The 23,469-nt window shown below is 58.3% G+C and carries 22 protein-coding genes and 2 pseudogenes; 6 read left to right on the plus strand and 18 right to left on the minus strand.

The window, feature by feature from the left end; genetic code table 11:
• Positions 1-32: 32 nt before the first annotated feature.
• From AAHA39_RS12260 to AAHA39_RS12280, 6 genes and pseudogenes are all read right to left on the minus strand, one after another.
• The gene (locus AAHA39_RS12260) at positions 33-890 is read right to left on the minus strand and encodes a hypothetical protein (RefSeq protein WP_320655755.1); all 858 of its coding nucleotides are present in this window, start codon (positions 888-890) and stop codon (positions 33-35) included.
• A 581-nt stretch (positions 891-1,471) separates the two neighbouring features.
• On the minus strand, positions 1,472-2,011 hold the full coding sequence (locus tag AAHA39_RS12265) for a hypothetical protein (RefSeq protein ID WP_236326991.1): 540 nt from the start codon (positions 2,009-2,011) through the stop codon (positions 1,472-1,474).
• 108 nt (positions 2,012-2,119) lie between these two features.
• Positions 2,120-2,548 (minus strand): annotated as a pseudogene (locus tag AAHA39_RS20580) (TniQ family protein); the annotation flags it as partial.
• Complete coding sequence (locus AAHA39_RS12270; RefSeq protein ID WP_236326989.1) at positions 2,545-3,435, minus strand: TniB family NTP-binding protein; 891 nt, start codon at positions 3,433-3,435, stop codon at positions 2,545-2,547. The pseudogene AAHA39_RS20580 and the gene AAHA39_RS12270, both read right to left, overlap by 4 nt.
• Positions 3,432-5,360, minus strand: a complete 1,929-nt coding sequence (locus AAHA39_RS12275) for a Mu transposase C-terminal domain-containing protein (protein WP_320655756.1) — start codon at positions 5,358-5,360, stop codon at positions 3,432-3,434. Before AAHA39_RS12275 ends, AAHA39_RS12270 begins: the two co-directional genes overlap by 4 nt.
• The gene (locus AAHA39_RS12280; protein ID WP_236326978.1) at positions 5,353-6,012 is read right to left on the minus strand and encodes a heteromeric transposase endonuclease subunit TnsA; all 660 of its coding nucleotides are present in this window, start codon (positions 6,010-6,012) and stop codon (positions 5,353-5,355) included. Before AAHA39_RS12280 ends, AAHA39_RS12275 begins: the two co-directional genes overlap by 8 nt.
• Positions 6,013-6,136: 124 nt before the next feature.
• On the opposite strand from AAHA39_RS12280, the pseudogene AAHA39_RS12285 reads away from it, so the two are divergent.
• The 3 genes and pseudogenes from AAHA39_RS12285 to AAHA39_RS12295 all read left to right on the plus strand — a co-directional run.
• Positions 6,137-6,838, plus strand: a pseudogene (locus tag AAHA39_RS12285) (ATP-binding protein); the annotation flags it as partial.
• Between the two features lie 126 nt (positions 6,839-6,964).
• The gene (locus AAHA39_RS12290; protein ID WP_320655757.1) at positions 6,965-7,864 is read left to right on the plus strand and encodes an acyltransferase; all 900 of its coding nucleotides are present in this window, start codon (positions 6,965-6,967) and stop codon (positions 7,862-7,864) included.
• A gap of 6 nt (positions 7,865-7,870) precedes the next feature.
• On the plus strand, positions 7,871-8,836 hold the full coding sequence (locus AAHA39_RS12295) for an acyltransferase (protein WP_320655758.1): 966 nt from the start codon (positions 7,871-7,873) through the stop codon (positions 8,834-8,836).
• Here AAHA39_RS12295 and AAHA39_RS12300 read toward each other — a convergent pair.
• Both AAHA39_RS12300 and AAHA39_RS12305 read right to left on the minus strand, forming a co-directional pair.
• A complete protein-coding gene (locus AAHA39_RS12300) occupies positions 8,761-9,264 on the minus strand; it encodes a DUF523 domain-containing protein (protein ID WP_320655759.1) in 504 nt (167 codons plus the stop codon). The genes AAHA39_RS12295 and AAHA39_RS12300 overlap by 76 nt on opposite strands.
• Positions 9,261-9,911, minus strand: a complete 651-nt coding sequence (locus tag AAHA39_RS12305) for an NUDIX hydrolase (protein WP_042031952.1) — start codon at positions 9,909-9,911, stop codon at positions 9,261-9,263. Before AAHA39_RS12305 ends, AAHA39_RS12300 begins: the two co-directional genes overlap by 4 nt.
• A gap of 74 nt (positions 9,912-9,985) precedes the next feature.
• Between AAHA39_RS12305 and AAHA39_RS12310 the strand changes: the two genes are divergently transcribed.
• Together AAHA39_RS12310 and pncB are read left to right on the plus strand one after the other, a co-directional pair.
• Positions 9,986-10,621 (plus strand): nicotinamidase, encoded by a 636-nt coding sequence (locus AAHA39_RS12310; RefSeq protein WP_041209471.1) that lies wholly within the window; start codon positions 9,986-9,988, stop codon positions 10,619-10,621.
• A gap of 1 nt (position 10,622) precedes the next feature.
• Complete coding sequence (gene pncB, locus AAHA39_RS12315; protein WP_041209470.1) at positions 10,623-11,801, plus strand: nicotinate phosphoribosyltransferase; 1,179 nt, start codon at positions 10,623-10,625, stop codon at positions 11,799-11,801.
• 71 nt (positions 11,802-11,872) lie between these two features.
• Here the strand turns inward: pncB and AAHA39_RS12320 are convergent, their stop codons facing one another.
• The 9 genes from AAHA39_RS12320 to rph all read right to left on the minus strand — a co-directional run bounded on the left by AAHA39_RS12320 (position 11,873) and on the right by rph (position 21,355).
• Positions 11,873-12,481 carry a thiol:disulfide interchange protein DsbA/DsbL gene (locus AAHA39_RS12320; RefSeq protein WP_041209469.1) on the minus strand — a complete coding sequence of 203 codons (609 nt, stop codon included), beginning with the start codon at positions 12,479-12,481 and terminating at the stop codon, positions 11,873-11,875.
• A 213-nt stretch (positions 12,482-12,694) separates the two neighbouring features.
• Positions 12,695-13,684 carry a serine/threonine protein kinase gene (locus AAHA39_RS12325; protein ID WP_320655760.1) on the minus strand — a complete coding sequence of 330 codons (990 nt, stop codon included), beginning with the start codon at positions 13,682-13,684 and terminating at the stop codon, positions 12,695-12,697.
• A 74-nt stretch (positions 13,685-13,758) separates the two neighbouring features.
• Entirely contained in the window at positions 13,759-15,210 is a 1,452-nt protein-coding gene (ccoG, locus tag AAHA39_RS12330) for a cytochrome c oxidase accessory protein CcoG (protein ID WP_201930979.1), read from the minus strand.
• 155 nt (positions 15,211-15,365) lie between these two features.
• On the minus strand, positions 15,366-15,629 hold the full coding sequence (locus AAHA39_RS12335; protein ID WP_005339598.1) for a YihD family protein: 264 nt from the start codon (positions 15,627-15,629) through the stop codon (positions 15,366-15,368).
• A 30-nt stretch (positions 15,630-15,659) separates the two neighbouring features.
• Positions 15,660-16,814 (minus strand): GGDEF domain-containing protein, encoded by a 1,155-nt coding sequence (locus AAHA39_RS12340; protein WP_041209466.1) that lies wholly within the window; start codon positions 16,812-16,814, stop codon positions 15,660-15,662.
• Between the two features lie 83 nt (positions 16,815-16,897).
• Positions 16,898-17,287 carry a Cu(I)-responsive transcriptional regulator gene (gene cueR, locus AAHA39_RS12345; RefSeq protein WP_041209465.1) on the minus strand — a complete coding sequence of 130 codons (390 nt, stop codon included), beginning with the start codon at positions 17,285-17,287 and terminating at the stop codon, positions 16,898-16,900.
• A 10-nt stretch (positions 17,288-17,297) separates the two neighbouring features.
• A complete protein-coding gene (locus AAHA39_RS12350; RefSeq protein WP_320655761.1) occupies positions 17,298-19,730 on the minus strand; it encodes a heavy metal translocating P-type ATPase in 2,433 nt (810 codons plus the stop codon).
• A 179-nt stretch (positions 19,731-19,909) separates the two neighbouring features.
• A complete protein-coding gene (gene pyrE / locus AAHA39_RS12355; RefSeq protein ID WP_019446197.1) occupies positions 19,910-20,563 on the minus strand; it encodes an orotate phosphoribosyltransferase in 654 nt (217 codons plus the stop codon).
• Positions 20,564-20,638: 75 nt separating this feature from the next.
• Entirely contained in the window at positions 20,639-21,355 is a 717-nt protein-coding gene (rph, locus tag AAHA39_RS12360) for a ribonuclease PH (protein ID WP_026080315.1), read from the minus strand.
• A 146-nt stretch (positions 21,356-21,501) separates the two neighbouring features.
• On the opposite strand from rph, the gene AAHA39_RS12365 reads away from it, so the two are divergent.
• Complete coding sequence (locus AAHA39_RS12365; RefSeq protein WP_042031958.1) at positions 21,502-22,365, plus strand: YicC/YloC family endoribonuclease; 864 nt, start codon at positions 21,502-21,504, stop codon at positions 22,363-22,365.
• Positions 22,366-22,485: 120 nt separating this feature from the next.
• Here the strand turns inward: AAHA39_RS12365 and AAHA39_RS12370 are convergent, their stop codons facing one another.
• Positions 22,486-23,391 (minus strand): LysR substrate-binding domain-containing protein, encoded by a 906-nt coding sequence (locus AAHA39_RS12370; RefSeq protein ID WP_005342034.1) that lies wholly within the window; start codon positions 23,389-23,391, stop codon positions 22,486-22,488.
• Between the last annotated feature and the right edge of the window lie 78 nt (positions 23,392-23,469).

Consider the following 23,469-nt stretch of genomic DNA (forward strand, 5'->3'; position numbering starts at 1 on the left):
AGACACTCCGTATCATAACCTATTGTTATGACTCATTTTGGATACATAGGCAGCCAATATAATTCATTATTCCACACAACAACCAATCCATCATCAGACTCACTAAGATATTTATTCAAAACCTGGAATCCGACCTTTCTATTTAACCCATGAAAATATGCCAACGAGACTGATAGCCACTGCTTTTTTAACTCACTGCTGTAACAGCCGGCTCTCATAAGTAATAGTAGCTCGATTTCTAGCTTCTTTCGCCGTTGCCGTAATGCTCTACCACGATTGGCTTTTGGTAAAGCAATCTTGGCGCCGTGTACCTCACGTAGATACCGTACAAAACCGGAGATGGTAGCCCGCTGACCTGGTCGCTTTGCTAGGTAGATATCAAGCACCCTTTGATTCGGTGGAATGCGATCCATCTCACTCGCCTTGCACAGTAGAGCGGCTGCGGGCGACAGGGCCAGCCTAATCGAGTGTAATGTCATCTTGCCTGCATTCATGTTCTTCATGAGAGTCTTGTAATAGCCCTCAAGGAGCGCTCGAGCCTTCATCCCCTTAGCAAACTTGTCTAGTGTGGCTGTAATACGCCGGCGATCGGAATCGTCAGCCTTTGCCGCCATATCAGGCACCACGAGGCCTGTTACCTCCATCCACCTCATGGGTAAAAACACGTGGCGCAGCTTGGCGGTACCGAAGTGTGCCAGCAACACTGCAAACTCGGGGAAATCCTTCCAATTACGTTCTACTTCCATGAAGAATGGTAGGTAACGATGGATTGTCTGAGCCGCCTTGTTTACGCCCACCAAAACCATTAGCCAGTGACCAAAGACCTCAAAATGCATCGCCATTCTGGGCAATGAAAAGGCTGTACAATCCATCTTGATGCGCTTTTCCAACACCCCTCGCCAATAACACTGCCGACATTGACTACCATATCCTGCAGGCATCTCTTCCTGGCACTTAGGGCAAGCCACCTCACCCTTCTCAAGGCACATCTTACATAACATCCGACCATCTGAAGTCCCTAGTAGCCACCGATAGCGGCGACAAGCTTGGCATGTACCATAATCAGCGCGAGCACATTTTGGACAGACTCGGCGGTCGTCCCCAAGGCGGCTCAGCCGGGTAAGCCTTGATGAAAGCACGCCGCATACCTCGCATTGTTCAGGCTTTCGGAAATATGGTGAGCAGGCATTGCAAACTGGGCCATAGATCGTGATCTTGCCTATGGCATAGCTGTTTTTTCCGCAACGAATGCAAGGCCTGTCATTCTCACACTTTCGGCACACTGCGACCGGCTCACTCTCAGGAAGCCGTGCAAAATCGCCACATTTCGGGCAAATACGGCGCTTGAACACGCGGGAATAACAGGTCGAGCAGTAACGATGTCCCTTGTAAATGCGATGTGCCTTGATCATTTCCCGACCGCACTGATCACAACTCAGGAGAATTAGAGCCGCTTGCACCGAGTCACCACCTACAGTTTGCGTTGCAAGCGAGCGAACATACGCATGACGGTTTGGCGTGACCGAGGCCTATCCATACCATCCTGAATTTTACGTGTCCGGGTGATTTTTTTTCCTGGTAGTGTTTGGATTAGGGTAGCGATCAAATAGGGAACCTGATGGTTCCGATAATGGAGTGATTCCTTGGTGAGCCGCGCCCCCATGGCTGAGGCAAGAAAGCACTCAGGTCCAGCATTAAGCATTTCCCAGGCTCCAGCGAGCAACAGCGCCCTCTCTCCAAAGGGCAGAAGCTCAAGTGCAAGTCCAGTTGCAGGTGACCACAGATTATCGGTGTTGACGCCCAGCATTTGTACAAACGTCAACAGCCCTTCATTCCTCATTAGAGCAGCCTTCCGTAGAATCATCACAAAGTACCGGGAAAGCTCGAACCAATCGTGAGTATGAAGACTCTCTGTACCGTAAACCCCTAGTCCGGTCTTCAGAACATGATCGGCAGCACGCTGGAAAGCGAGTGCCGCCATCGGAGTCACTGCGGCATCGGCTTTACGCAAGTCGGACTTGCACGTAGCACATCTCGCCAGATGGCCGTCTTCTGCTGATAACCTGTGAGGCTCCAAAGGAGCATTACAGGCGGGACACCGGTCTAGAAGGTGTATGCCATGCGTCGGACAACATGTATGCCATGCTAACCGCCATTGCTGGCGGTAGTAAGGCTTCCTGTCTGCCTGAAAACAGCAGGGGCAGTATTGCAAACCTCCATGATGTTTTCGGTTCTTCGATCCCAACGCAAGTATCCATGGCCAGAGAGACAAGTGTTCAAGAGATACCGATGTGATTGCCGATGCAATAGGACGAAGAGTTGCCATCTCAAGCCTCAATGCATCAATACCAGAGACACCCGCCAGAGTAGAAAGCCGCACCTCATTCAAACCACGATCAGGATCACTCGTCCAGACCCTCCAGCGAGGCCAGAGCACACCCGTGAGTACCAATGGGTCACATCCCTGAACTAACGCAGCCCTCGTAAGCCAAGAAGAAAAGAGCTCATCTGGCAAAATGGCTACAGACACAACCCAATAGGTACTCACGCCATCAACTCTCGGATGCCGCGTGTAGGTCGAACCCAGGCTTTACACTCTATGATGTTCTTGTCTATGTGCTCTTTCCCGCTCTTGACTGCCTCCTTAGCACATTCAACCAAGAGGCAATGGAGGTTACCGATGTTGCCCTGGGAAATTGCATGCAGGGCTGTGGCCAATTCAGGTTGGTGAAGCCGGGATGGATTCTTCAGAGGTAACACCTTCTCGAAGTCGGCCAAAAGACGCTGGAAATCGGGGTTCAGTTCCCAAACAGGTAAACTCATGACATCAAAACGGCTAGCGTGTTGTGGATCGGTGTGTAAGACCCTTACGGCCTCACGAGTCCCAACGCCGACGATAGGGATCGCGAGCTCGTTACAAAGCAACTTGATGGCGTTCATTACCTCTCTCTGTTTAACAGCAGACCCAGTGAGTAGTGAATGAAACTCGTCAATGATGAGCATGCGAACATGGCATGCACGGAAAAGGTGGATGACCTGATAGCGCAGTTTAGATACTGGATCTGTTGCCCTGTACGGAGTAAAAAAACGCTCCAAAATGGAAATATATAGACCTTTTTCATCGGCACTAGGCGGAGCCTCTGCGAGGATTATGGGCTTCACTGGATCTGCGTCCTCGTTGACATAACCTTGCCCACACAGTTCAAAAAAACGTCGAACAATTGTGGTTTTGCCATTGTTGGAATCGCCCACGAGGAGGAGATTAGGCATACGTGGCCGTACCGGTTTATGCAGTAGACCTTGGAGGGTATCCATGACCTGCTGAGCAGTCTTGTAACCAATCCACCGCGGTTCATCCAGAAACTCAATTCGCTCCTTATCGGAAAGCAACATGATGTGATGAAAATCTGAGTGGATGTGCTTGAGTGGACTCATGCGATGTCTCCAAAAGTATCAATGTCGCCGTCTATGAGGCCTATGAATGCTGGCCGGGAGGACTCGTCCACCTGGGTTGACTTAACTGGTAGTGGTGCTGCCGGTGATATATTTTTTTCGTGCTCTTTACGTCTCTGTGCTTGACGGCGAGCTTTCTTAGTTCGTTCTTGGGCTTCTTCTACATACGTTCGCAACTCCGTGATTGCACGTAAAATTCCAGGCTCATTGACACTGGCTACGCCCTCACGTTTCAAATTCTCCTTGGCTTGCTGGTATTCCCAAATGCTCATAGCTGGCAGAGCTTGGTTAGCGAAGGGGATCTTGAAATACTGCTGAAGGTCTGGATCAAAAAACCATATAGAACTTATGTCACGAGGGTCACGTCGAAAAACGAGAGCCAATTTCTTCTTAGTTTCCGAATCCTCTATATTGATCCACGGGCGTAGTACCTCGGCATAGTAGGTCATACCGTCGATAGTCACGCCGAAGGTCTGTACTGTGCGCCGGAAGGCTGGTAAGAAATCCAGAAGTATCGTTAGCCTGTCTCCTGGTCTAGGTGGCACACCAACGCCCTGACAATCATTATTACCAAAAACGCCAATCTCCCACTTTTTCAGCGGAGTCATCCCGATAGAAGCATGTAGACGCTGGTGATAAACCTTACAGATCAGTGTTACCAACCAAGTCTCGAACTCAGACTTGGTCATCGCTGCATGCTTATCCGCATCGTAACCTTCACGAGCCTTGATAGACGAAAATGTGGTACCTGGAAGGTCATGGATCTCGCGTAATAAGGTACCAAGCATCCTCTCAATATGACCACCGTAGCGCGGCTGTTTGACCGGTCTGAACTCGAGATTAATACCGTAAGCAAGACACGACTGCTGAAAGTTGTTCGAACGAAAATCTGCGCCATTATCGACGTGAATAGTTCTGGGAACCCCCCAAATAGGCCACGAGGTATCAACCTTATGGAGTAAGAGCCAGTCATCTTTGGGTAGCATAGAATGTGCTACGCACATAGCGACGGATGTTTCCGAAGGTGGATCAAAGGATAGGTAATAGCCAGTAACCATACGGCTATGAACGTCCATTGCAAGCGTGATCCAAGGACGGCCTATTGGTTTCCGATATAAATCGTCGACCAAGATTATATCTGCCGGTGTATGGTCAATCTGCACGACTGCAAGGGGGTAATCGGCATTTGGAAAGCTACCAGGGACGGGTAGAAATTTATTCTGGGCCTTTTCCTTGAACCCACGGCCGCGTAGCCGTTCCTTCTCTGAAACCTTAGCGATACGCGCCCGAATGGTCATGTGGTTTGGTGCTTTGATTCCGCGTTCGGCACACAAACGCAGAACCTCCGTTATTGTCTTCTTGGCAGTAGGCCGCTGAAGCGTCAGGTAATAGTCTCTGATCGTCTTTTCGATAATCTCGTCACAATCTGGGGAAATGCGACTTTTTCCTTCCTGCCAGCCTCGTTTTTTGGGAATTAGCGCTGTCACGGTACCGTAGGCATTGTAACGTTGTAGCCAACGGTAAAGAGTTGAAGGATCAATCCCCAGTTCTTTCGCCCGGCGTTCTGCCTCATCTCGACCAATTTGGAATTTACCAACGAACGGACTTATCGCAGCAAAGCGCTGTTGTGCGATTTGCCAACCTTCATCCGAAATTTCTGCAAGGTCTTGTGCAATCTGAAGTTTGGTATCCTTGGTATCAGCAACTGATCGCAGATCGCCAATCCTCAGCGGGACACTGCGTCCAGTCTCTACAGCAACACCAATAACAGACTCAAAATCAAGAACCTGTGCGATCTGATAAACGGTATTGTCCTGTTGTACAAACTGCCCAACATCAATTTTTACCCGCTTTCGGTTAGGCTCGAATGCTATATTCGGCATGTCGAATTCATCATTTTTATTCATGAGTGGAGATCCATAATTCGCTGAATTCGTTGAGCGGTCGGCTGATATCACAATCCAGCTGTCTAGTAGCAAGCAAGTGCCAAAGATGCGCCACACCTTCAGCTCGATAAATGCCCATGAAATGGCGGGCAAGCAGGTAGTCAATCGTTGCACACCCCATATGACGAACTGTCTCAATTACCCATCGGCTTTCCTCTACCGAAAATGACATCCTCTTGTAACGTTCCAAGAAGCGGATATTGTCGAACGTCTGGTCCCTAATTCGGGACTCGTCACGAATATGAAACTCCCATCCTTGGGACCGAGCATAACGCCAAGCAGCCTTCCATTTTGGTAGCCACTCACGCCAGTGCTTACGCCATTCTTTCTCGGGTTTGACCTCTACAAGAACAGGCTTGGGATAGTCATCGTAAGAGCTGCAACTACCAAGACGGTAATAGATAAGAAAGTCCGGTGTATATGTGTATGTCCGTCCATTTGCTGAGACAAAAGGAATCTGAGCAGGTTGAGGAATCACGTCGAGTACGCTCAGAGAAAACTCTGTACGGATCAAAAAATCACGTTCCAAAGTAGATTCGTATGCAATAGATGAGTGGCCATTGAACATATACAACCCAGAAACGCTACGGCGTGTTGGTTTGATCTTACGCATCTGTCTGGGCCGTACGTCATCGCAGTTATTGGTATACATAGCGATCCTCATTGCAGTTAATCAGTAGATTTTGGTCGCAATAATTTGTGCACTTATTGCGTGGACTCATTGATCCGACGTTCGTAGTGTTGCACTTATTTCCATATCTTACAGTGGCAGCCACCCGCGGCCCGGCGAAATATCGCTGGCCCACAACGGAGTGCTGTTTCTGGATGAATTGCCCGAATTCGAGCGCAAGGTGCTCGACTCCCTGCGCGAGCCGCTGGAAACCGGCCACATCACCATCAGCCGGGCCGCCCGTCAGGTGGATTTCCCCGCCCGCTTCCAGCTGGTGGGCGCCATGAACCCCAGCCCCTGCGGCCACTATGGCGATGGCCAGACCCGCTCCAGCCCGGATCAGATCCTGCGCTACCTCGGCAAGCTCTCCGGCCCCTTTCTCGACCGCTTCGACCTGACGGTGGAGGTGCCACTGCTGCCCAAGGGGAGTCTGACCGGCAAGGCAGAACGAGGGGAGTCGAGCCAGCAGATCCGCGATCGGGTACTGGCGGCACGGGAGCGGATGCTGAGCCGCAACGGCAAGCTCAACAACCTGCTGGATAGTCGCGAAATAGAGGATATTTGCCGACTATCACCGCAAGATGCCGAATTTTTGGAGAGTGCCATTCAGAAGCTGGGGCTCAGCATCAGGGCCTGGCATCGCATCCTGCGGGTGTCGCGTACCATCGCCGATCTGGTCGGGCAACCCGCTATCGGCAAGGAGCATCTTATCGAGGCGCTCGGCTACCGGGCCATGGATCGGCTGCTATCGCGACTGCGCAGCAGCTGACAGAAGGGAAAGGGTGAGTCCAACCCCGTAACGGCTCTGAATGGTCTCACGGGCCATCGGCTGATATTATGGCCACAGATCTGACCACTTGATGGCCCTTTATCGACAGCAAGACGGACCCGACTCATGCCCAACAAGCTGATAGAGCGACTGCGCGGCAGCCTCTCCACCCTGCTCTATTTTTTCAACACCCTCTTCTGGTTTGTTCCCATCTTCTCGCTGGGTCTGCTCAAACTTCTGCTCCCCCTCAAGGGGTGGCGCACCCTCTGCAACTTGCTGCTGGATGGCTGTGCCAGCTGCTGGATCGGTTTCAACAATCTGATCCAGAAAACCATCATCAGAACCCCTTTCGATGTGGTCGGAGTGGACAAAGGGCGCCGGAATGAGTGGTATATGGTGATTGCCAACCATCAATCCTGGGTCGACATACTGGTACTGCAGCGGGTTTTTAACCAAAAAATTCCCTTCCTGAAGTTTTTCCTCAAGAAAGAGCTGATTTGGGTACCTTTTCTCGGTCTGGCATGGTGGGCGCTCGACTTCCCCTTCATGCGGCGATATTCCAGGAAATTTCTGGAAAAGCATCCCCATCTGAAGGGAAAAGACATAGAGACAACCCGTAAAGCCTGTGCCCGGTTCCGCCACATTCCAGTGAGTGTGATGAACTTCGTCGAAGGCACCCGCTTCACCAAGGGCAAACATCAGAAGCAGGGTTCGCCCTACCGTCACCTGCTCCATCCGCGCGCAGGCGGCATCGCCTTTACTCTGGCCGCCATGGGTGACCAGTTGCATCAACTGGTGGATGTCACCATCGCCTATCCGGACGGTATTCCCAGCTACTGGGATTTCATGTGTGGCCGGGTCGGGCAAATCAAGGTTCAGATCCGCTATTTGCCGATCGACCGCAAACTGGTGGGGGATTACTTCAATGACCCCGAGTTCCAACAAGAGTTTCAGCAGTGGCTGAACGGGGTCTGGCACGAGAAGGACCAGACCCTGAACCAGCTGCTGGCAACCAAGGCGCAGTAAACACTCATGTTATCCATGCTTCCCGGCCCGCTGGTGCTGATCATCAGCGCCGGCCTGACCATTCTCTTTACCACCTTGTGTGCCAGCCTGATCCTGCTGGTTTCGCTGGCCAAACTGCTGCTGCCGGTGCCAGCCTTTGGCCGCGCCTGCAGCCGCCTCAACAACCGCTTCATGCGCCTGTGGCTGGCCTGCAACGCGCTGGTGATCCGCCTCACCACCCGCATCGACTGGCAGGTGGAAGACAGCACCCGGCTGCGCAAGGATGGCTGGTATCTCATCATCAGCAACCACATGAGCTGGACCGACATCGTGGTGCTCGGCCACCTGTTCCGGGATCGGCTGCCGGTGCCCAAGTTCTTCATGAAGCACGAGCTGATCTACATCCCTCTGCTGGGGCTCGCCTGCTGGGGGCTCGATATGCCATTTATGCGCCGCTATTCACGGGAATTCCTGCTGCGCAACCCGCACCTGCGCGGCAAGGATATCGAGACCACCCGCAACGCCTGCGAGAAGTTTCGCCATATCCCCACTACCGTCATCAATTTCGTGGAAGGGACCCGCTTCACCGAGCAGAAACGGGATGCCGCCCGCTCCCGCTATCGCCACCTGATGCCGCCCAAAGCGGCAGGGCTGGCCTTTACGCTGGCCGCCATGGGCGAGCAGTTCGACAGCCTGATCAACGTCACCATCCGCTATCCGGACAACGCCGAGACCCCGTTCAAGGACTTCCTGATGGGACGGGTAAAACGCATTCAGGTACGGATCGAGGAGCTGCCGGTGGATGAGGCCCTGATTGGGGATTACTTCAACGACAAGCAGTTCAAGCGCGGTTTTCAGGAGTGGCTAAACCAGCGCTGGCAGGAGAAAGACGAGGTGCTGGAGGAGTGGCAGAGCGGTCAGGAGCCGCTGCCGGTGGCCGCCAAATCCGGGGATGAATCCAAAGAGAGCGCAGAAGCCAACTCGGCCAACTGATCCTCGGAGAACACTGCAATACCGTGGCGGCGCAGCAGGGCGGCGGTCTTGCCCTCGCCCGCCACAGAAACACCTTCGAAGCGGCCGTTATAGATACGGCCGCTGCCACATGAGGGGCTCCCCTCTTTCAGCAGGGCGAAGCGAATACCCTGCGCCTGACAGATTTCCAGCGCCAGCTCGGCGCCGCGATCAAACTCGGCAGTCACATCCAGCCCGCTCGCCGTCATCACTCGCTCTCCCTGCCGCTCGGCAGGAGGGCGCGGGGTCGGCAGACCACCCGCCACTTCGGGGCAAAACGCCAGAGCCCGCCCCTCGGCACCCAGCTCACTCAGCCAGTCGCTGACTATCCCCTTGCTTTGACCGTCGTAGCGCACAGGCTGACCGAGCAAACACGCGCTGACCAGCACACGAACAGGGGATGCGCTCACGCTTCCGCTCCGTGCATCACCTGATCGAACATCACGCAGCAGGGGCTTTCCAACCGGTAGAGAATGGCGGGGCGCTGCTTGCCGGTACGCTTGCGGCCGGTGTCCACCAGAATGTCGGCGCGGTGGATCCGCTTGCGAAAGGCGGCCGTATTCATCGGCGTCTGCAGGATGATCTCGAAGGCGCGCTGCACCTCGGAGAGGGTGAATTCGGTGCCAAGCAGTTGCAGCGGCAGGGTGCTGTAGCGGCTCTTGATGCGCAGTCGCTCCAATCCCTTGGCGATGAGCTGGAGATGGTCGAAGGCGAGGCTCATGCCCGGCAGGGTCGAAACCGGATGCCAGCAACCGTGGCGGGTCTCCACTTCAGGCGCCACCAGACAGAGGTAAACCAGGGTAGTGGACCAGCCACGGGGATCCCGCTCCAGATTGCCGAGAGTACAGACCTGCTCGCTGTAGCAGTCACCCAGCCCCCACTCCGCCAGCAGGCGGCGCTGGGCGGCATCCAGATCCCGGTCCAGCGTCTCGTCGATGCGCAGGGCAGGCAGTTGCCAGCAGTTGGCAAAAGGGGGGCGATCGCGGGTCTCGAGCAGCAGTTCGAGCCGCTCCTCATGCAACCGCAGCACCACCATATCCAGACTCATTCTCAGCATCCCGATCGCCCTGCTCGCCTTCCATTAATGTTTGGTAGATAATATCACACGAATAGTATGTGCAGGAGCCAATCATGGGAACCGTCGCCAGTCTGGATATTGATGCGCAGAAGGGCTTTACCCCTCTCTGCCCGAACGAACTGCCCGTCGCGGGCGGGGATGATATTGTGGCGGCCCTCAACGCTCAGGCCACCCTCGCCAGCCTGCGCATCGGCAGCAAGGATGCCCACCCCGCCAATGCGGTCTGGGTGGCCAGCGAGCCTGCTACCATGCTGCAACCGCTTGATTTTCCTAACGCCGATCTCACCTGGCCGGTACACTGCGTCCCCGGCAGCAAGGGGTTCGAGCTGCTCGATGGTCTGCCCGCTCCCATCGATTACGACTTCTTCATCTGGAAGGGAGTCGAGCCGGATCTGCACCCCTATGGCACCTGTTTCCACGATCTGGCAGAGCGCCGCAGCACCGGCCTCATCGAATTCCTGCAAGCCCGTGGTGTCACCACTGTGCTGGTCGGCGGCCTGGCCACCGACTACTGCGTCAAGACCAGCGTGCTGCAACTGCGCCGCGCCGGTTTCCGGGTGATCGTCCACCTCGATGCCTGCCGTGGTATCGCCCCCGAGACGATTGCCAGCGCCCACACCCAGATGATCGAGGCTGGCGCCGAACTGGCCCAGACCCTGACCGATGTTCAACGCCTGCTGGACGCCTGATATGCCCCCTATCCTAACCAGCCTGCTCGACACCGACGCCTACAAGCTGCACATGCAGCAAGCGGTGTTTCATCGCTATCCGGATGCCGAGGTGGTGGCTGAATTCCACAGCCGCAACGAAGAGGACCTGCTGCCCATGATGGGGCAGATCGAGGAGCAACTGCGCCTCGCCGGCTCCCTGCGGCTGACCAAATCCGAGCACCACTTTCTGGCCGAGCGCCCCTTCTTCACCCCTGACTACCTCGACCATCTGCGCCGCAAGCCGCTCGACGCCTCCCTGCTGAAGGTGTTCGAACAGGATGGCCGCATCAATGTGCGGGTCGAGGGGCCGTGGCAGGATGTGATCCTGTGGGAGATCCCGGTGCTCGCCATCATCAGCGAGATGCGCAACCGCTTCCGCTACCCCCAGTTTGGCGTCAGCCACGCGCTGGAGCGGCTCGATCAGAAGCTCGACAAGCTGGAGCGAGAGCTGAGTCGCGACGAGATGAGCGAGTTCAACCTCATCGACTTCGGCACCCGCCGCCGCTTCTCACACGCGGTACAGGATGCCGTGGTGGGTCGCCTCAAGGAGCGGCTGCCGGCGTTTCGCGGCACCAGCAACTACATGTTGGCCCAGAAGTACCAGCTGCCTGCCGTCGGTACCCAGGCCCACGAGTGGTTCCAGGCTCACCAGCAGCTCGGCTTCCCGCTGGAGCACAGCCAGCGCGCCGCCCTCACCAGCTGGCTGGACGAGTTCACCGACCATCTCGGCATCGCGCTGACCGACTGCATCACCATGGATGCCTTCCTGCGCGACTTCGACTTCGAGCTGGCCAGCCGCTATCAGGGCTTGCGCCACGACTCCGGCGATCCCGTGGTATGGGGCGAGAAGGCGATCAGCCACTATCAACGCCTCGGCATCGATCCAGCCGAGAAGACCCTGGTCTTCTCCGACGGCCTCAATCTCGACAAGGCGGTCGAGCTGTTCCGCCACTTCCGCGGCCGCATCAACACCAGCTTCGGCATCGGCACCAAGCTCACCTGCGACCTGCCCGGCGTCAGCCCGATGAACATCGTGTTCAAGCTGATCGAATGCAATGGCGGCCCGGTTGCCAAGATCTCCGACAGCCCGGGCAAGACCCTCTGCCGGGATGCGGAGTTTATCCGCAACCTCAAGCAGGCGTTCCACGTCGGGGTCTGACCTGCCAGATTGCCAGAAAACAAAAAGCCCGCCGGTTTGCACCGGCGGGCTTTTTATCAATTCAAGAGTGATCAGTCTTTCTTGGCCAGCAGGAATTTCACCAGCTGGTTGAACTGCTCCTGAGAGGAGATGGATTCAATCTTGATCATGTACTTGCCGTTCACCAGGAAGGCCGGTACGCCACGGATGTTGTAGCTCTCCATGTTGCGATCGAACTGGGAGACCATGCCGGACACGGCGAAGCTGTCAACGGCGCCGTCAAACTCTTCGGCCGGTACACCGTTAGCGACGAAGAGCTGCTTCACGTCATCGCGGCTCATCGGCGGCTGACGCTGAACATGGATCTTGTTGAAGATGGCCGGGGTCAGCTTGGCTTCCGCGTTGAGCAGGCTGGCAACGGCGTAGGCACGCTGCATCTCCGGGCCCATTTCACGGCCGAGGAAACCGACCGGGTTCTTCTTCAGGGTGACGCCCTTGGGCAGCTCGGCTTTCATCTGCTCGACGATCGGTTCAAAGGTGGCGCAGTGCGGGCAGTAGTAGGAGAAGAACTCCATCACTTCCGGCTGGGCGGTACCAGTCTGTTTCACCACATCGTAGTTGACGCCTTCCTTGAACTCGGGGGCGGCGTGAACCATGGGGATCATCAGCATGGCAGCAAGGAAAAATAGGATTTTTTTCATGATGTTTCCTGTTAAGGGATCACTGTGAGGCACGCCCGGCGAACCGAAGCAGTGCCAAGCCTATTGCGTCACCTCTGCCCAGTCAATGGCCAGAACAGGAGATTGAGTCCCTCTTGCCGCTCATTTCCTCCCCTCGCTGCCCACCGGTAATCAGGAGCGGCGACAGCCCGCGCATAACCCCTGCTGACTCATCCCTCAGCCCCTCTAGCTGGTTCACCAGCCGGGCGTCAGGGTGAGCGGCGGAGCCTTGAGCGCCTCCAGCTGGTCGTGCAGGGTCGCTATCTGCTGGCGCCAGTAGTGATCGGTGTTGAACCAGGGGAAGTGACGGGGGAAGGCCGGGTCTTCCCAGCGCCGTGCCAGCCAGGCCATGTAGTGGACGATGCGCATCGCCCGCAGCGGCTCGATGAGCGCCAGCTCCCGCGTGTCGAACTCCATGAACTCCTCGTAGCCAGCCAGCAGGGTGTCGAGCTGGATCAGCTGCTCGTTGCGCTCGCCGCTGAGCATCATCCAGAGATCCTGAACGGCAGGGCCGGTGCGGCAATCATCGAGGTCGACAAACATGGGGCCATCGCGCCAGAGGATGTTGCCCGGGTGGCAGTCACCATGCAGCGAGATCTGCGCCACATCGAGGGTCATGGCGTCGCTGACATGCTTGATCAGCTCGTCCAGCACCCCGAAGAACTGCTTGGCCAGCCCGCTTGGCAGCCATTCGCCAGACGCCAGCAGCTGACGCGGCTCGTGCAGCATGCTATCCACGTCGAGACGAACCCGGTGGTGGAACGGCTTGCTGGCCCCGAGTTGATGGATGCGGCCAAGATAGCGCCCCACCCACTCCAGCTGGTCGAGGTTGTCCACCTCGAACTGGCGTCCCCCGACGCTCTGCCAGATGGCAAACGGGTAGCCCTCATGCTCCAGCAGGGTCTCGCCGGCAAAGGCGAGCGGCGCGGCGACCGGGATCTCCTCCTCACAGAGGCGGGCGGCAAACTCGTGCTCTTCGAGGATCTGGGCCCGGCTCCAGCGGCCGGGTCGGTAGAACTTCACCACATAGCGGCGACGATCCTCATCCTGAAACTGGTAGACCCGGTTTTCGTAGCTGTTGAGCTCGATAAGACCGGAGTCAAGCCGCAGACCGCTGAGATCCAGCGCATCCATGATGAGGTCGGGAGTGAGATCGGAATAGTTGAAACGCATGTCATCCACCATAAGAAAGGGGCGCCGTTGCGCCCCATTCTATCACTACTGCCCGCCATTGCCGTGCATGGCGGCAGGCCAGACCGTTACAACCGGCCGATAAACTTGCTGCCCTGACGCAGGTTGCCCTTGCTGTCATCGGGGGCAGCCCCTTCCCGTTTGAGCACGAACTGGATATCCAGCGTCGGCCGCTTCAGGTTGTAGGGATCCACCGCCAGACTGACCGGCAGGGTGTAGACCTCGCCCGCCTTCAGGGTCACTTCACGGGGGCCGAACCACTGATACTCGGGCAGCCCCTCCACATCCAGCTGGTAGGTCTGGGGTTGCAGGGTCTTGTTGAGGATCTTGAGGGTATAGGTGTTCTCGATAAGCCCGTCGTTGTTCTCGCGGAACAGCTGGTTGCGATCCCGCAGGATATCGAGCCCCATCGGCATGATGGACATGGCGTTGTAAGCAAACACCCCCAGCATGGTGGCCATCACTAGGCCATAACCAATCAGCTTGGGTCGCGCTACATGAGTGGAATCATTGGCCAGCTTGTGCTCAGTGGTGTAGCTGATGAGCCCCTTCGGATAACCCATCCGCTCCATGGTCTGGTCACAGGCGTCGACGCAGGCGCCGCAGTTGATGCACTCGTACTGCAGGCCATCACGGATATCGATACCGGTCGGGCAGACCTGCACGCAGAGGTCGCAGTCGATGCAATCACCCAGCCCCAGCGCCTTGTAATCGGCCTTGCGCGAGCGAGCTCCGCGGGTCTCGCCCCGCTTGGGGTCATAGCCGACGATGAAGGTATCCTTGTCGAACATGGCGGACTGGAAGCGGGCATAGGGGCACATGTGGATACACATGATGGCGCGCATCCAGCCGGCGTTGCCGTAGGTGATGATGGTGAAGAAACTCACCCAGAACAGCACCCAGCCACTCGCCTTGAGGGTCAGCACATCCGGCACCAGCCGGGTCACATCCTGGAAGTAGGCGACAAAGGTCAGGCCGGTGACCAGCGAGATGAGCAGCCAGGCCAGATGCTTGGCCCCCTTGCGAGCCAGCTTCTCGCCGCTCCAGGGCGCTTCGTCCAGCTTGCGCCGCTTGTTGGCCGGCCCCTCCAGTTTCTCTTCGAACCAGATGAACATGAAGGTCCAGACCGTCTGCGGGCAGAGATAGCCACACCAGACCCGACCGAGGAAGGTGGTAATAAAGAAGAGCCCGAAGGCGGCGATCATGAAGAGCCAGGCGAGCAGGGTCAGATCCTGTGGCCAGATGGTGGCACCAAAGACATGGAACTGCTGATGGCCGAGGTCGAACAGCACCGCCTGTCGCCCCTCGTAGCGCAGCCAGGGCAGCAGCACGAAGAGGGCAACGAAGAACCAGCCCATCCCTTTGCGCACCCGCTGCCAGTAACCGGTCTGGGCCCGGACGTAGATACGGTTGCCGGGGTTGAATCTGTCATCGCTGGCTTTGAACGTATTGGGGTTGAAAGTCCCGGTTACGCTCTTGTCGGTGACATCCTTGATATCGATTTTCTCGTGATCGGCCATTGCAAGACATCGCTCCCTTATTTGTTATGGAGCGGATTATATCTTAAACAACCTGCTAATTGTGTGGATTAGATGTATCTAATATTGGGGTTGGATCGCAAATTTCGGCAACAAAAAAGCACATCACCTTGCGGTGATGTGCTTCTGTTCGAGATTCACTTGATTCCGCGTGCCTTGAGCAGTGCCTCTTTGAAATCGGGCACGTGATCCTTGGCCAGACCCGGGATCATCGCCTGCTTGTCGGATTCCCGCATCTTGAGGTGATAGATCAGCATGTCGTCGGTCAGCTCGGACAGGGGACCTTCAAAACCCGCTTCTTGGGCCAGTTTGGCAACAAACTGCACCAGGCTGAGATCCTGTTCCTTGATCCAGGCAGGCTGCAACAACTCCAGCAGCTCTTCGATACGATGACATTGCATAGACAACCTCTTTAATCTGTCTGTATTAACTCAGGCAACCTTACCCATCAAGGCTACTTCGATTCGATCCCGCCCATTATGCTTGGCCTGATAGAGGGCCGCATCCGCTTTTTGGATCAAATCGGCGATTTTCATGCTGTTGTCCGGTATCAGAGTGGCAACACCAAAGCTACATGTGACCCGACCGGAGACCAGTGATTTCTGGTGCGGGATAGCCAGCTCCTTGAGGGATTGCCGCACATTGTCCGCCACCTGCAGCGCCCCCTGCATGCCGGTGCAAGGCAGCAGCAACGCAAACTCCTCGCCACCGTAACGAGCAGCCAGATCGTCCTCGCGCCGCTCCACCTCGGCCAGCAAGCCAGCCACCTGTTGCAGGCAGTCATCCCCCAGCTGGTGACCATAGAGATCGTTGAACTGCTTGAAGTAATCCACATCCACCAGCACCAGCGACAGCGGTGCCCGGGCTCGGTGGCAGCGACGCCAGGCACGCTCCAGACAGTCGTCGAGATGGGCACGGTTGGCGATGCCGGTCAGGCCGTCGAGACGGGAGGTGAGGCGCAGATGTTCGGAAACCGCCTTCAGCTCTGCCACCAGTTCGGCGTTGGAGAAGCGGTGGTGGAGCGAGGCGATCTGATCCCGCCGCAGACGGCGCAGCAGGGTCGGCAAAAAGACGAAGAGGTAGCCCGCCAGCATGCAGGAGACGATCCGCTCCTGCTCGTTGCCAGCCCCCAGCTCGAACAGCATGGCGCACCCGAGCGGCAACACGGCACCGTAGAGCGAGCGGCGACTGCCAAACAGCATGATGGCGCTGCCGGTGAGGATCAGGCTGGTGAGCATCATCATGGCCGCGCGATAGGTATCGGGCAGCTTGTCCATGTAGAGCAGCACACCCAGCGCCCAGCTGATGGAGGTGATGGTCACCCCGATAAAGAGCTCCCGCTCCAGCAGGGGCAGCGGCGTCTGGTGCAATCTGGGCTGGCGCCAGCGCAGATGCCAGCCGCGGCACAGCAGCAACAGCAACACCCCGACCAGCCACCCGAGCGCTTCACTGGCGGGCAGGTAGTCGTGAAAAAGCAGACTCCAGCCAAACGCCAGCAAGCCCAGACAGGGCAGACTGAACGAAGCATGGGTGTAGAGCTGGACCATGATGGCCTGCCTGACCTGGCGTGTCACACTCTGGGTCAACTGAGTACTCCTGTACAAGAGCCAAGCAGTCTACCACTACCCCTCATTGAGCAACAATAAAGCGTTTTTTATTAAGCAGTTACTCAACCGCGCTCCAGCTCGTCGAGGATCGGGCACTCGGGGTTTTCATCCCCGTGACAGCAGCAGACCAGCCCCTCCAGCGAGCTGAGCATGGCCTGCAGCCCGGCGATGCGAGCCCGCAGATCGACGATCTTCTCCTGGGCCAGCTTCTTCACCTGGGCGCTGGTTCTGTGCTCGTCCCGATAGAGCGCCAGCAGCTCCTGACACTCCTCCAGATTGAAGCCGGTCTCCCGCGCCCGCTTGACGAAACGCAGCTCGCGCAGGGCCGATTCGGTGTAGCTGCGGTAACCGTTGTCGCTGCGCACCGGCGCCGAGATGAGGCCGATGCTCTCGTAGTAACGGATGGTTTTGGCGGTCAGTCCCGTGGCCTTGGCTACCTTGCTGATGTTCATGGATGACTCCTTAACGGTTCGATTCAGTGCTGACATTGTGGCTGACCTGGGCCATTGCCCGCGGCAGCCAGCGTTTCAGTAACAGGGAATTGCTCAAAACTGTGATGCTGCTCAGGGCCATGGCCGCCCCCGCCAGCTCGGGGCTGAGGTAGCCCAGTGCCGCCAGCGGAATGCCGATGATGTTGAACACGAAGGCCCAGAACAGATTCTGCTGGATGGTGCGCCAGGTCGCCGCCGAGATGTCGATGGCATCGGCCACCAGCCGCGGGTCGGATCGCATCAGGGTGATGGAGGCGGTCTCCATCGCCACATCGGAGCCGGAGCCCATGGCGATGCCGACATCCGCCGCCGCCAGCGCCGGGGCGTCGTTCACCCCGTCCCCCACCATGGCCACCAGCCCGCGGGTTTGCGCCCGCAGCGCCGCGACCTTCTCCACCTTGCCGGCCGGCAGCACGGAGTCAAAGGCCCCGTCCAGCCCCAGCTTGGCGGCGATATGGGCCACCGGCGCCGGAGCATCGCCGCTCACCAGCCAGCTGGCGATGCCGCGCTGGCGCAGGGTCGCGATGGCTTCAGGACTCTCGGGGCGCAGGGTATCGGCCAAGACAGCTATGCCAGCCACCGCACCATCGATGGCGACCCAGACCCGGGTCGCGCCGTCGGCGGGTTGTTGATCCTGTTGTGGCACCTCAATGCCGAGCTGGGCCAGCAGGGAGCCATTGCCGATGGCGACCGCGTGACCGGCGACCTGACCGACAATACCGGCGCCGACCCGCACTTCCACCGCTTCCGGCTGGGGCAGCACCGCCTCTTTGCCGACCGCCTCGCGCATGGCCAGCGCCAGCGGGTGTTCACTCGCCTGCTGCAGAGCGGCGGCGAGGCGCAGCTGCTCGCCCGTGCCGCTCCAGCTGGCCAACACCGGCTTGCCTTGAGTGAGCGTGCCGGTTTTGTCGAAGATGAGCGCCTTGATGGCGTGGGCCTTCTGCAGGGTATCCACATCCTTGATCAGAATGCCGTGACGCGCCGCGACGCCGGTACCAGTGACAATGGCCGCCGGCGTTGCCAGCCCCAGCGCACAGGGACAGGCGATCACCAGCACCGCCACCGCTGCCAGCAGCGCCTGACCGAAGTCATTGCTGATGGCGTACCAGACCAGCAGGGTAAAGAGGGCGATGGCCATCACCACCGGCACAAATACGGCGGAGACCTTGTCCACCAGCTGTTGCAGCGGCGCCTTGCCCATCTGGGCACTCTCCACCAGTGCGATGATCTTGCTGAGGCTGGAGTCCTCCCCCACCGTAGTAGCTTCAATTTCCAGCACGCCGGAGCGGTTGATAGCGCCGCCCAGCACCTTGTCGCCCTCACCGCGCGGCACCGGCAGGCTCTCGCCGGTGAGGATCGACTCATCCAGCTCGCTCTCGCCGCTCACGATTTTGCCGTCCACCGGCACCCGCTCACCCACCAGCACCCGCAGCCGATCGCCGCGCAGCACCTCGTCGATGGCGACGCTCTGCCAGCTCTCGCCACGCCAAACGGTGGCGGTTTCCGGCCGAAGCGCCATCAGTTCGCGAATGGCGGACTGGGTGCTGCGTCTGGCCCGGGCTTCCAGCAGTTTACCCAACGAAATCAAGGTAATGATGATGGCGCTCGCCTCGAAATAGAGCTGGCCGCTGGCAGCCATCCCCAGCGTCAACAACAGATAGAGACTGTAGAAATAGGCGGCACTGGTGCCGGTGGCCACCAGCACATCCATATTGGCTGCGCGGTTCTTGATGGCGAGCCAGGCGCCGCGATAGAAACGGGCACCGATCCAGAACTGCACCGGGGTGGCGAGCAGCAGCTCCAGCCATGCGGGCAGATGCCAGGGGAACAGTCCGGCCATGGCCAGCATCCCCACCAGCAGCGGCAGCGTCAGCAAAGCCGAGACGATGACCCGGGTTTGCGCCTGACGGGCAGTCGCCGCCTCCTGCGCTTCCCGCTCCAGCAACTGCTGGCGGCGGCCGCTGGCCGAGCCTTGTGCCAGCTGGGCGCCAAAGCCGAGCGCCTCGATCTGCTCGCGCAAAGCGGCCGGAGTCTGCATCCCGGGGACCAGCACGATCCGGGCCTGTTCGATGGAGAAGTTGACCTCGGCGGAGATCACGCCGGGCAGCGCGGCCAGCATCTTGTTCAGTCGGGCCGAACAACCGGCACAAGTCATACCGGTAATTTGAAACAAAAAGGTCTCGCTACCGTAGTCATAACCCTGACTCTTGATGCTGTCGAGCACCACTGGCAGACGGTCGGGGCTGGTCAACTCGATGGCCGCCTGCTCCAGCGCGAAATTGACGGTGGCCGATACCCCGTCGAGTTTGTTGAGGCTGGCCGCGATGCGGCTGGCGCAGTTGGCGCAGCTCATGCCGCTCAGCGGCAACTGCAGATGAATGGGTGATTGAAGATGAGTGGTCATGTTGTTCCTCCCCGGAACCCGTCGGCACCACAAAACGCCGACTGGCAAACCCTAACCTTTACTGTAAGGGCAAGCTCAAGCCACATGATCCACTTTTTGCAGATGAAAAAAACGGCGCCCGTTTGCTGCCAGAGAACAAACGGGCGCCGCATTCAGCTATTGCGCGGTGCGAGCGGAACTCAGATACCGTACTGGGCGCGATAGGCCTTCATGGCGGCCAGTTGCACCGCCAGCTCTGGCTGTTCGGCCTGCTTCTCTTCCAGATACTGGATCAGGTCGCTCATCTGGATGATGGCGATAATGTGGGCGCCGTAGTCACGCTCCACCTCCTGAATGGCGGAGAGCTCGCCCTTGCCCTTCTCCTGACGATCCAGCGCGATCAGCACGCCGGCCAGCGAGGCGCCGTTGGCCTGGATCAGATCCATGGATTCGCGGATGGCAGTACCGGCGGTGATGACGTCGTCCACCAGCATGATGCGCCCCTTGAGCGGGCTGCCCACCAGATTGCCGCCCTCGCCGTGATCCTTGGCCTCCTTGCGGTTGAAGCACCAGGGCACGTCCACATCGTGCTGCTCCACCAGCTGCACCGCGGTAGCGGAGGCGATGGGGATCCCCTTGTAGGCCGGGCCAAACAGCACATCGAACTCGATACCGGCATCCATCAGGGCGGCGGCATAGAAGCGGCCGAGACGGGCCAGATCGCGGCCGCTGTTGAACAGACCGGCGTTGAAGAAGTAGGGGCTTTTACGACCGGATTTCAGGGTAAATTCACCGAATTTGAGGACCTGCTTCTCCAGGGCGAACTCGATAAATTGACGCTGGTAGGCTTTCATTCTGGCTCCTTGCTTGGCTTGTCGTTTACTGGTGTGGGGGTATAAAAAAACGCGGTCAATGCCGCGTTTTTAAAATCAGGAGAGCGACTGCTTCTGCAGCGCAATGATGTCGGCGATGCCGCCCTTGGCGAGCGCCAGCATCTCCAGCAACTCTTCATGGGTGAAGGGCTCGGCCTCCGCGGTGCCCTGCACCTCGATGATGCGACCATCTTCGGTCATCACCACGTTCATATCGGTCTCGGCGGCGGAGTCTTCGATGTACTCCAGATCGCAGATGGCTTCACCCTGATACATGCCGACGGAGACGGCGGCGATCATCTGCTTGAGCGGGCTCTGCTTGATCATGCCCTTCTCGACCATCCAGTTCAGCGCATCCACCAGCGCCACACAGGCACCGGTAATGGAGGCGGTACGGGTGCCGCCATCGGCTTGCAGCACGTCACAGTCAACTGTGATGGAGTGCTCGCCAAGGGCGGTCAGGTCTACCGCCGCGCGCAGGGAGCGGGCGATCAGACGGGAGATCTCCAGAGTGCGACCACTCTGCTTGCCGGAGGCCGCTTCACGGTTCATCCGGGAGTGGGTGGAGCGCGGCAGCATGCCGTACTCGGCAGTGACCCAGCCCTGATTCTTCCCTTTCAGGAAGCGCGGCACGCTGGTGTCAACGCTGGCGGTGCAGAGCACGCGGGTGTTGCCGAATTCCACCAGCACGGACCCTTCAGCATGCTTGGTGAAGTGGCGGGTAATGGTGACCGGACGAAGCTGCGCGGCAGTGCGATCGCTTGGACGTGACATGGGACGGACCTCTGGGCTGGCTGAATTGGCGCAGGAGTATAAGCCATCGCGGCCCAAATATCAGCCGCTAAAACCAACACTTCGGCTGACGCATCGGCCCCCGCTGGGTATAATCCCACCACACTTCATCAAGCCCGGAACAATCAATGATTCACAGCATGACCGCCTACGCCCGCAAGGAACTCAAGGGCGACTGGGGCACAGCCGTTTGGGAAATTCGTTCGGTCAACCAGCGTTATCTGGAGACCTACATTCGCCTGCCGGAGCAACTGCGCAGCCTGGAGCCGGTTCTGCGTGAGCGTTTCCGCGCCAAACTGCAGCGCGGCAAGGTGGAGTGCAACCTGCGCTTCGAGGCCGCTCAGGCCGCAGCCAGCCAGCTCCATATCAATGAAGAGCTGGCCAAGCTGATCATCGACAGCGCCAGCTGGGTAATGAAAGAGGCGGGTCAGGGCCAGCTCAATCCGGTCGACGTATTGCGCTGGCCGGGCGTCATGGCTGCCGCCGAGCAGGACATGGACGCGGTCGCCACCGAACTGCTCGGTGGGTTTGACCAGACCATGGAAGATTTTCTCGCCTCCCGCGCCAGCGAAGGGGCCAACCTCAAGGCGCTGATCGAACAGCGTCTGGCCGGCATTCAGGTGGAAGTGAAGAAGGTGCGCGTCCACCTGCCGCAGATCATCGAATGGCAGCGCCAGAAGCTCACCGACCGTCTGGCCGAAGCCAAGGTGGAGCTGGATCCGGCCCGTATCGAGCAGGAGATCGTGCTGCTGGCCCAGAAGATCGACGTGGCCGAAGAGCTGGATCGTCTGGAGATGCACATCAGCGAGACCAACAAGATCATGAAGAAGGGTGGCGCCTGTGGCCGTCGCCTCGACTTTATGATGCAGGAGTTCAACCGCGAGTCGAACACGCTTGGCTCCAAGTCCATCAACGCCGAAGTGACCCAGTCCGCCGTCGAGCTGAAAGTCCTTATCGAGCAGATGCGCGAGCAGATCCAGAACATCGAGTGATGGGTCACTGACCATCCGGTTGTTACCTGCAAAAGAGCCCTTGATTCCTCAAGGGCTCTTTTATTTTCCGGCCATCACACCTGTCGCCTACCGCCGGTAAGTCAGCGGCTGGGAAGCGCCCTAACCTATCGGCATCACCAGCGCCGGTTGGTGCGGGTCGCTCAGCCGCTCGGCCAGATAGTCCACCAGCAGCCGTACCTTGGGGGAGAGGTGGCGGTTATGGGGATAGAGGGCCCAGATCCCCTCTGCCGGAGCCCGCAGTTCGGGCAGCAGCTCGATCAGCTCGCCGCGGGCCAGATGGTCGCTCACGTAGTAGTCCGGCAGCTGGATGATGCCGATTCCCTTGAGCGCCGCATCCAGCAGGGCGTGGCCGCTGTTGCACTGCAACAAGCCGCGCACCCGCACGCTATGGGGGCGGCCATCCAGAGTGAAGTGCCACTCGTCGCTGTTGCCCACCAGACAGGTGTGGCGGGTCAGCTCGGAGAGGCTGTTGGGGATGCCGTGGCGGGCGGTGTAGGCCGGTGAAGCGCAGACATAGGGCACCCGCTGCGCCAGCTTGCGCGCCACCAGCGTCGAATCCTTGAGATGGCCGAGCCGCAGCGCCAGATCGTAGCCCTCGTGCACCAGATCCAGCAGCTGGTTTGTCAGGTTGAGGGTCACCTCCAGCTGGGGGAAACGCACCATGAAGTCGTTCACCAGCGGGGCAATGCGGCTCTCGCCGTAGGAGACGGGGGCCGTGATGCGCAGGGTGCCTTGCGGTACCGCCTGATGACGCCCCACCGCCAGCTCCGCCTCGTAGAGGTTGTCCAGCAGCTGACGGCAGTGGCGATAGTAGATCTCGCCAAGCTCGGTGAGCCGCACCTGACGGGTGGTGCGCAGCAGCAGCTTGGCCTGCAGCCGATCCTCCAGCTGTGCCACCTGACGGCTGACTTGCGCCACCGACACTCCCAGCTTGCGCGCAGCCGGGGTAAAGCCCCCCTGCTCCGCCACGCTGACAAATTCACAGATCCCTTCCCAGCCGAACATTATTACCTGTGTGTAAAAGTGATTTGAGATTTGCCCTCATTATCACCAAATCGGCGGGAAACTACACTGAATGCCCGA

The organism is Aeromonas sp. SE22 (assembly GCF_038739755.1).
GTDB lineage: Bacteria > Pseudomonadota > Gammaproteobacteria > Enterobacterales > Aeromonadaceae > Aeromonas > Aeromonas jandaei.

Coding starts and splice junctions, on each gene's coding strand:
- rph (WP_026080315.1), bottom strand. CDS start 21,355: ATGTCACGTCCAAGCGATCGCACTGCCGCGCAGCTTCGTCCGGTCACC.
- AAHA39_RS12305 (WP_042031952.1), bottom strand. CDS start 9,911: ATGCTGAGAATGAGTCTGGATATGGTGGTGCTGCGGTTGCATGAGGAG.
- AAHA39_RS12290 (WP_320655757.1), top strand. CDS start 6,965: ATGCCCAACAAGCTGATAGAGCGACTGCGCGGCAGCCTCTCCACCCTG.
- AAHA39_RS12370 (WP_005342034.1), bottom strand. CDS start 23,391: ATGTTCGGCTGGGAAGGGATCTGTGAATTTGTCAGCGTGGCGGAGCAG.
- AAHA39_RS12295 (WP_320655758.1), top strand. CDS start 7,871: ATGTTATCCATGCTTCCCGGCCCGCTGGTGCTGATCATCAGCGCCGGC.
- cueR (WP_041209465.1), bottom strand. CDS start 17,287: ATGAACATCAGCAAGGTAGCCAAGGCCACGGGACTGACCGCCAAAACC.
- AAHA39_RS12320 (WP_041209469.1), bottom strand. CDS start 12,481: ATGAAAAAAATCCTATTTTTCCTTGCTGCCATGCTGATGATCCCCATG.
- AAHA39_RS12335 (WP_005339598.1), bottom strand. CDS start 15,629: ATGCAATGTCATCGTATCGAAGAGCTGCTGGAGTTGTTGCAGCCTGCC.
- AAHA39_RS12275 (WP_320655756.1), bottom strand. CDS start 5,360: ATGAATAAAAATGATGAATTCGACATGCCGAATATAGCATTCGAGCCT.
- AAHA39_RS12280 (WP_236326978.1), bottom strand. CDS start 6,012: ATGCGTAAGATCAAACCAACACGCCGTAGCGTTTCTGGGTTGTATATG.
- AAHA39_RS12325 (WP_320655760.1), bottom strand. CDS start 13,684: ATGGTGGATGACATGCGTTTCAACTATTCCGATCTCACTCCCGACCTC.
- AAHA39_RS12270 (WP_236326989.1), bottom strand. CDS start 3,435: ATGAGTCCACTCAAGCACATCCACTCAGATTTTCATCACATCATGTTG.
- pyrE (WP_019446197.1), bottom strand. CDS start 20,563: ATGAAAGCCTACCAGCGTCAATTTATCGAGTTCGCCCTGGAGAAGCAG.
- pncB (WP_041209470.1), top strand. CDS start 10,623: ATGCCCCCTATCCTAACCAGCCTGCTCGACACCGACGCCTACAAGCTG.
- AAHA39_RS12365 (WP_042031958.1), top strand. CDS start 21,502: ATGATTCACAGCATGACCGCCTACGCCCGCAAGGAACTCAAGGGCGAC.
- AAHA39_RS12310 (WP_041209471.1), top strand. CDS start 9,986: ATGGGAACCGTCGCCAGTCTGGATATTGATGCGCAGAAGGGCTTTACC.
- AAHA39_RS12350 (WP_320655761.1), bottom strand. CDS start 19,730: ATGACCACTCATCTTCAATCACCCATTCATCTGCAGTTGCCGCTGAGC.
- ccoG (WP_201930979.1), bottom strand. CDS start 15,210: ATGGCCGATCACGAGAAAATCGATATCAAGGATGTCACCGACAAGAGC.